Annotated in this window: 6 protein-coding genes; 2 read left to right on the forward strand and 4 right to left on the reverse strand. The window is 72.9% G+C overall.

Going from position 1 to position 5,659, the window contains the following annotated elements:
- Positions 1-28 precede the first annotated feature (28 nt).
- From K2Z83_RS19865 to K2Z83_RS19875, 3 genes are all read right to left on the reverse strand, one after another.
- Entirely contained in the window at positions 29-1,396 is a 1,368-nt protein-coding gene (locus K2Z83_RS19865) for a hypothetical protein (RefSeq protein ID WP_220596932.1), read from the reverse strand.
- A gap of 79 nt (positions 1,397-1,475) precedes the next feature.
- On the reverse strand, positions 1,476-2,492 hold the full coding sequence (locus K2Z83_RS19870) for an inositol monophosphatase (protein ID WP_220596933.1): 1,017 nt from the start codon (positions 2,490-2,492) through the stop codon (positions 1,476-1,478).
- A 36-nt stretch (positions 2,493-2,528) separates the two neighbouring features.
- Positions 2,529-3,290, reverse strand: a complete 762-nt coding sequence (locus K2Z83_RS19875) for a VOC family protein (RefSeq protein ID WP_220596934.1) — start codon at positions 3,288-3,290, stop codon at positions 2,529-2,531.
- Between the two features lie 168 nt (positions 3,291-3,458).
- Between K2Z83_RS19875 and K2Z83_RS19880 the strand changes: the two genes are divergently transcribed.
- Entirely contained in the window at positions 3,459-4,454 is a 996-nt protein-coding gene (locus K2Z83_RS19880) for an MDR family oxidoreductase (RefSeq protein ID WP_220596935.1), read from the forward strand.
- Positions 4,454-4,948 (forward strand): arsinothricin resistance N-acetyltransferase ArsN1 family A, encoded by a 495-nt coding sequence (locus K2Z83_RS19885; RefSeq protein WP_220596936.1) that lies wholly within the window; start codon positions 4,454-4,456, stop codon positions 4,946-4,948. The genes K2Z83_RS19880 and K2Z83_RS19885 overlap by 1 nt, the downstream gene beginning before the upstream one ends.
- 20 nt (positions 4,949-4,968) lie before the next feature.
- Here the strand turns inward: K2Z83_RS19885 and K2Z83_RS19890 are convergent, their stop codons facing one another.
- The gene (locus tag K2Z83_RS19890) at positions 4,969-5,652 is read right to left on the reverse strand and encodes a haloacid dehalogenase type II (RefSeq protein WP_370650226.1); all 684 of its coding nucleotides are present in this window, start codon (positions 5,650-5,652) and stop codon (positions 4,969-4,971) included.
- Between the last annotated feature and the right edge of the window lie 7 nt (positions 5,653-5,659).

Below are 5,659 nucleotides of genomic sequence, written 5' to 3' on the forward strand. Positions count from 1 at the left end.
AGGTTTCTTTGTGCCTCACCCGTATCGGCTATCGGCTATCGGCTATCTCTTGCGTCCCGGCGGGGCTGGCGCCTGGCGCGCTGCCGCCGAAGAGGCGCACCGGCTCGCCGCAGGCCTGGGCGTATGCCTCGGCGATGGCGCGCAGCTCATCCTCGGCGCCGGCGCGGGCCAGCACCACCAGGGTGGCCCCGCTGGCGGCTGCGGGCGCCCGCGCGCCCATCAGCCCGCGCTCCGCCCCGGCGGCGTCGACCATGTCGGCCAGCCGGTCGGCGTGGGCGTCGCCGAGGCCGGCGGCCCGCTGGAGCCAGTGGGACTCGGCCATCATCTCACCCACCAGCTGCAGGTCGTCCTCGCGCTGGGCCTTGCTGGCCGCCGCCCGCAGCAGGGCCACGGCGCTGCGCGAGCGCAGGTGCCCCTCGACGGCGAGGGTCGCCGCCGCCCGCAGTGGGTAGCTCTCGTCCGGCGCGATCTCCACGCCAGACGGGGCCGCGTAGCGGGCCAGGAAGTCGGCGCCGCCCAGCCGGGCCGGCAGCAGGTCGCGGTAGCGCCGGGAGAACCCGGCGGTGCCGACGCTGGCCAGGTAGCCGCCCCAGCGCGCGTCGGCCTGCTCCAGCGTGAGCCCGGCGGCGTCGGCGATCATGTGGTAGGCCATGGCCCCGGCGGCCCGACAGCGCGCCTCGCCCCCGCGCGCCGGCCCGTCGCCGACCCGCAGCACCCAGATCGCCGACCCGTGGGGCATGTGCAGGCCGCCCCAATGCCATGCCGGCTGCGGGAGCAGCAGCAGCAGCTCTCCCGCCGGCGCGCAGACGCTCGCCATGGCCCCGAGCGCCCCGCCGTCCCGCCCGCCCACGCGGTCGAGCGCCACCCGGCAGCCGAGGGCCAGCTCGCGCGGGGAGATCCGCACCCCGTAGGCCGACACGAGCGCCTGGGCCGTGGCCGCCGCCCAGCTCTCGCGGGCGCCCGGCCCGTCGGCGGGGCGCAGCAGCAGCCGCGCCCCGCCCGCGAAGTCGACGAACTCCTCACGCATGAGGGCGGCCCAGGCGCCCAGCGCCGCCGGCCACCAGGGCGCGCCGGGGGGCGCGGCGGCGGCCACCCGCGCCGCAACCTCGGCGTACTCGCGGGGCCGCCCGTCGGCGCGCAGGGCATCCACCGGCAGGTTGGCCTCCACATCCCCCGCGCGGATGCGGATCAGCGGCTCGGGGTCGGGCTGGAGCGCGGCGAAGCTTGAGCCGCCGGTGGGCCAGCCCAGGGCGAGGGCGCCGCCGTAGGCCACCGCGCCCCCGAGCAGATCGACCCAGCCCGGCGCGCGGGCCACCGTGATCGGCCTATCCGCCGCGAAGAGCCCGCCCCGCTCAGCGCGGGCCTGGGCGATAAATCTGTCGAGCTCTGATGGCATAGGCTCTTTCGTTGGCGTTGGGGCGCAGCAGCTCCCCGTGTGATAACTCAGCCCCCATCAATTGACAGCTGCTGCGCCCCTACAGGTATCCCCGTGACTTCAATGCGCCGAGCAGAGCCGGCTCGACCTGGGCGCGGATCGCCGCGTTCGCGTAGCCGGCCCAGCCAACATCGGCGTGGATGTCCATCGGCGCGTCCAGATCGCCGCCGCGGTCATCGCTCAGCAGCACCCCGGCCTTGCGGGCGATCAGGATGGTTGCCAGGTCGTAGGGGTGGCAGCAGATGCCCAGCGCCTCGCCGCGGGCGGCCATGTGGCGGTCGAGCAGTGGGCGCAGGTCGGCCACAAAGCGGTCGTGGCCGGCGATCAGCTCGTAGAGCTGGCCCGCGCTAGAGATGTACTGGTCCTCGAAGCACTGGGCCTTGCCGGCCTGGGGTGGGCCGAGGGTCGCCCGCACCAGCGCCTCGTCGATGGCGGCCAGCTCCTCGCGGGCGCCGGGGAAGAATCGGCTGATCATGGCGAAGCCGTGGGCGATGCTCGCCGCCCGCGAGGGCCGCAGGCGCACCGGCGTCTGCTCGCCGGTCAGCCGGTTATAGCGCTCCGCGTGCAGCGGGCCGTCGGCGGTGGCCCAGAGCAGATCGCTCAGGTGCTGCTTCACCAGCGGGATCTCGGTCTGCACGGCCAGCTCGATATCGCTGAGCCGCGTCCCCGCGCCGAGGTTGGGGGCCACGCCGGTGAGCACCCAGGCGCTGCGCTTCTGGTACATCAGCCCGCGCGTGCCGTCGATCGGGTCCACCAGCACCCGGATGGCCGCATCCTCCTCGGGGCTGCCCTCGGGCAGCACGATCTGCCCGCCGGCGATCCCCTCGGCCACCAGCACCATCGGCCATGTCGGGGCCACCCGCTCGGCGAAGAAGCCCACCAGCAGCTCCTCGCTCACCCGGTCTACCGCGTAGATCGTGTCGCCCGCCTGCTCGTCCTCGACCACGCCCGCCAGCTCATCGACGGCGCTGCGCTCGCAGGCCGCCACCACCGCGTCGCGAATCTGGGCGTGCAGCTCAAGGATGAGGGCGAGGAGTCGCTCACGCTGTTCGATCATCGTCTTTCTATCGCCGTTCTCGATAGCCTGTCATGTTCAGTCTATCGTTATCCTCGCCCCGTGGGCCAGCCCGAGGTCGCACAGCTCCACGGCGTGGCTCTCGCTGCGCAGCGTAAAGCTGAAGACCCCCTCGCCGCGGGCGTCCAGCCGCGCCGCGATCGGCGCGCTCTCCGGCTCGTGGGGGCCGGGGCTGCGCAGGGCGATGTAGGTCTCTCCGAGCTTGAAGAGGCGGCGGCCGAGCTCCGCCAGCGGCCGGCTGCCGAGCAGGGCCGCGTAGCGATCCGCGCTGGCGTCGAGGTCGCGCACGGCCACGCTCACCCGCGTCAGCCCGCGCACGCCGTTGTCGTGATCCCAGGTGTCGGCGCCGGGCACCCGTAGCGCGCGCGGGGTGACATCGCCGCAGAAGAAGGGCAGCTCCGGGCTGGCGGCGCGGGCCGTCTGCCACTCCAGGCGCACCCCGTCGGGGCGGTTGCGCCCGCCGTGGTAGGGGCCGTCCATCTCCAGGCCGCGCGCCCGCGCCGCCGCCACATCCTCGGCGGTGTCGCCGGGCAGCAGGGCGAAGTCGATCAGCCCCTGGCCCGCCGCCACGTGGTGCCACCAGACGTGCTGCGGCGCCTCCTGCTTGAAGGCGATCAGCTCCAGGTAGGCCCCGTCGGCGAAGCTCACCAGGGCATTGTGGGTTCGGCCGTCGGCGTGCTCGCCGCCCGTCACCACCACAAACCCCAGCGCCGCGTAGTCGGCCCTGGCCCGCTCAAGGTCATCCACCAGAATCACGAGATGGTCGACGCGCTGGATCATCGCACCCTCCTGTTTGGCAAAGCGCTCAGGGGCTATTATAATCGAGCCAGCCCTGGCGCAAGCGACCTTTTCGTTATAGTAGGGTTTGGCGGCAAAGCCGCCAAACCCTACTATAACAGTACTATGGGGCGGCTTCGCCGCGCCGTACCCTATGGGAGAGACATACCTATGTCAGATCAGACCTTCCGCGCCCTCGTCGTCGAGGAGGGCGGCGGCTCGCGCAGCGCTGCGATCCGCGACGTGCCGATGGCCGAGCTGCCCGCCGGCGAGGTGCTGGTGCGGGTGGCCTACTCCACCCTGAACTACAAGGACGGCCTGGCGGTGACGGGCAAGGCCAAGATCTTGCGCGGCAGCCCGATGGTTCCCGGGATTGACTACGCCGGCACGGTGGTCGAGTCGGCATCGCCCGATTATGCCCCCGGCGACGAGGTGATCCTGACTGGCTGGGGCGTGGGCGAGCGCCACTGGGGCGGCTTTAGCCAGCTGGCCCGCGCCAAGGCTGGCTGGCTGGTGCCGCTGCCGGCCGGCCTCTCGCTGCGCCAGGCCATGGGCGTCGGCACGGCGGGATTCACCGCCATGCTCTGCGTGCAGGCTCTTGAGCGCCACGGCCTGCGCCCCGGCGGGCGCGATGTCGTCGTTACTGGGGCGGCCGGCGGCGTGGGCAGCGTGGCCGTGGCCCTGCTGTCCGCCGCCGGATACCAGGTTGTCGCATCGACCGGCCGGCCCCAGGAGGCCGACTACCTCAGGGCGCTCGGCGCGCACGAGATCATCGACCGGGCGGCCCTGGCGGGGCCGGGCAAGCCGCTGGAGAGCGAGCGCTGGGCCGGCGCGGTGGACACGGTCGGCGGGACGACATTAGCCGGCCTGCTGCGCTCCACCGCCTACGGCGGCGCGGTGGCCGCCTGCGGTAACGCCGGCGGCTTCGAGCTGAGCACCACCGTGCTGCCCTTCATCCTGCGCGGCGTGGCCCTGCTCGGCGTCGAGTCGGTGATGGTGCCGCTCCCTGAGCGCCGCGCGGCCTGGGAGCGCATCGCCCGCGACCTGCCCCTGGGCCTGATCGACCGCATGACCGAGGTCATCCCCTTCGACGCCCTGCCCGCCGCCTGTGAGGCGATCACCAACGGCCAGGTCCGTGGCCGCACTGTTGTCGATGTAAACGCCTGATGATCACCACCCGACCCGCCACCCCCGCAGACGCCGCCGCGATCGCGGCGATCTACAACCAGGGGATCACCGATCGCATCGCCACCTTCGAGACGCAGCCGCGCAGCGAGGCCGACATCCTGGGCTGGTTCCAGGGCCGCCACCCGGTGGTGGTCGCTGAGGTGAATGGGGCGACCCGCGCCTTCGCGAACAGCTCGACCTACCGACCGCGGGCCTGCTACGACGGCGTCGCCGAGTTCTCAGTCTACGTTGAGCGCAGCTACCGGGGCAAGGGCGCGGGCCGGGCGGCGATCCTGGCCCTGATCGACGCCGTCGCCCCAGTGGGAATCTGGAAGCTGGTGTCGCGCGTCTTCGTCGAGAACATCGCCAGCCGCACGATGCTGCGCTCGGTGGGCTTCCGCGAGGTGGGCGTGTACGAGAACCATGCGAAGCTGGACGAGGTCTGGCGCGATGTGGTGATCGTCGAGCGCCTGATCGAGGCGAACATCACGTAGGGACGCAGCGCGCTGCGCCCCTACGCCAGGATCACATCCGCCAGGGCGGCGAGGTCGGGCACGACGATCTCGGGCGCGACGCCGAGCCGCTCGGCGGGCGCGCCGGCCCGGTTGAGCCATGCGGTACGCAGGCCGAACGACGCGGCCCCGGCGATATCCCAGCCATTCGAGGAGACGAAGAGGATGTCGGCGGGCGCACACCCCAGGTGCGCCGTGGCCATGGCGTAGACCGGCGGGGCCGGCTTGAAGACGCCGACGTCCTCGACGCTAAGGATGGCCTCAAGGTGGCCGGCGAGCCCGGCGTGCTCCAGGCCGGCCCGCAGCATGGCGGGCGTCCCGTTAGAGAGCACCATCCTGCGCAGCCCGCCGAGCCGGCCGAGGGCGGACGCCACCTCGGGGAAGGGCGACAGGCGCAGGTAGCCGGCGAGGAGCGCCTCGCGGTCGGCGGGGGCGAGGTCGAGCCCGAGCGCGGCGCAGGCGAAGTCGAGCGCCTCGCCGGTGAGCTGCCAGAAGTCGGCGTGGCGGCCCATGATGCTGCGCAGCCAGGAGTACTGGAGCTGGCGCTCGCGCCAGAGCGTCGTCAGGGCCGCGCCGCGCCCAGGCCAGCGGGCCTCGCAGGCGGCGGCCACCGAGGCGACGTCGAGCAGCGTCCCGTAGGCGTCGAACACGAGCCCCGCAGGATGATCCATAGCTTCCTCCAACACGAGAAAT

The organism is Oscillochloris sp. ZM17-4 (assembly GCF_019599295.1).
Lineage (GTDB): Bacteria > Chloroflexota > Chloroflexia > Chloroflexales > Chloroflexaceae > Oscillochloris.

Coding starts and splice junctions, on each gene's coding strand:
- K2Z83_RS19865 (WP_220596932.1), bottom strand. CDS start 1,396: ATGCCATCAGAGCTCGACAGATTTATCGCCCAGGCCCGCGCTGAGCGG.
- K2Z83_RS19870 (WP_220596933.1), bottom strand. CDS start 2,492: ATGATCGAACAGCGTGAGCGACTCCTCGCCCTCATCCTTGAGCTGCAC.
- K2Z83_RS19875 (WP_220596934.1), bottom strand. CDS start 3,290: ATGATCCAGCGCGTCGACCATCTCGTGATTCTGGTGGATGACCTTGAG.
- K2Z83_RS19880 (WP_220596935.1), top strand. CDS start 3,459: ATGTCAGATCAGACCTTCCGCGCCCTCGTCGTCGAGGAGGGCGGCGGC.
- K2Z83_RS19885 (WP_220596936.1), top strand. CDS start 4,454: ATGATCACCACCCGACCCGCCACCCCCGCAGACGCCGCCGCGATCGCG.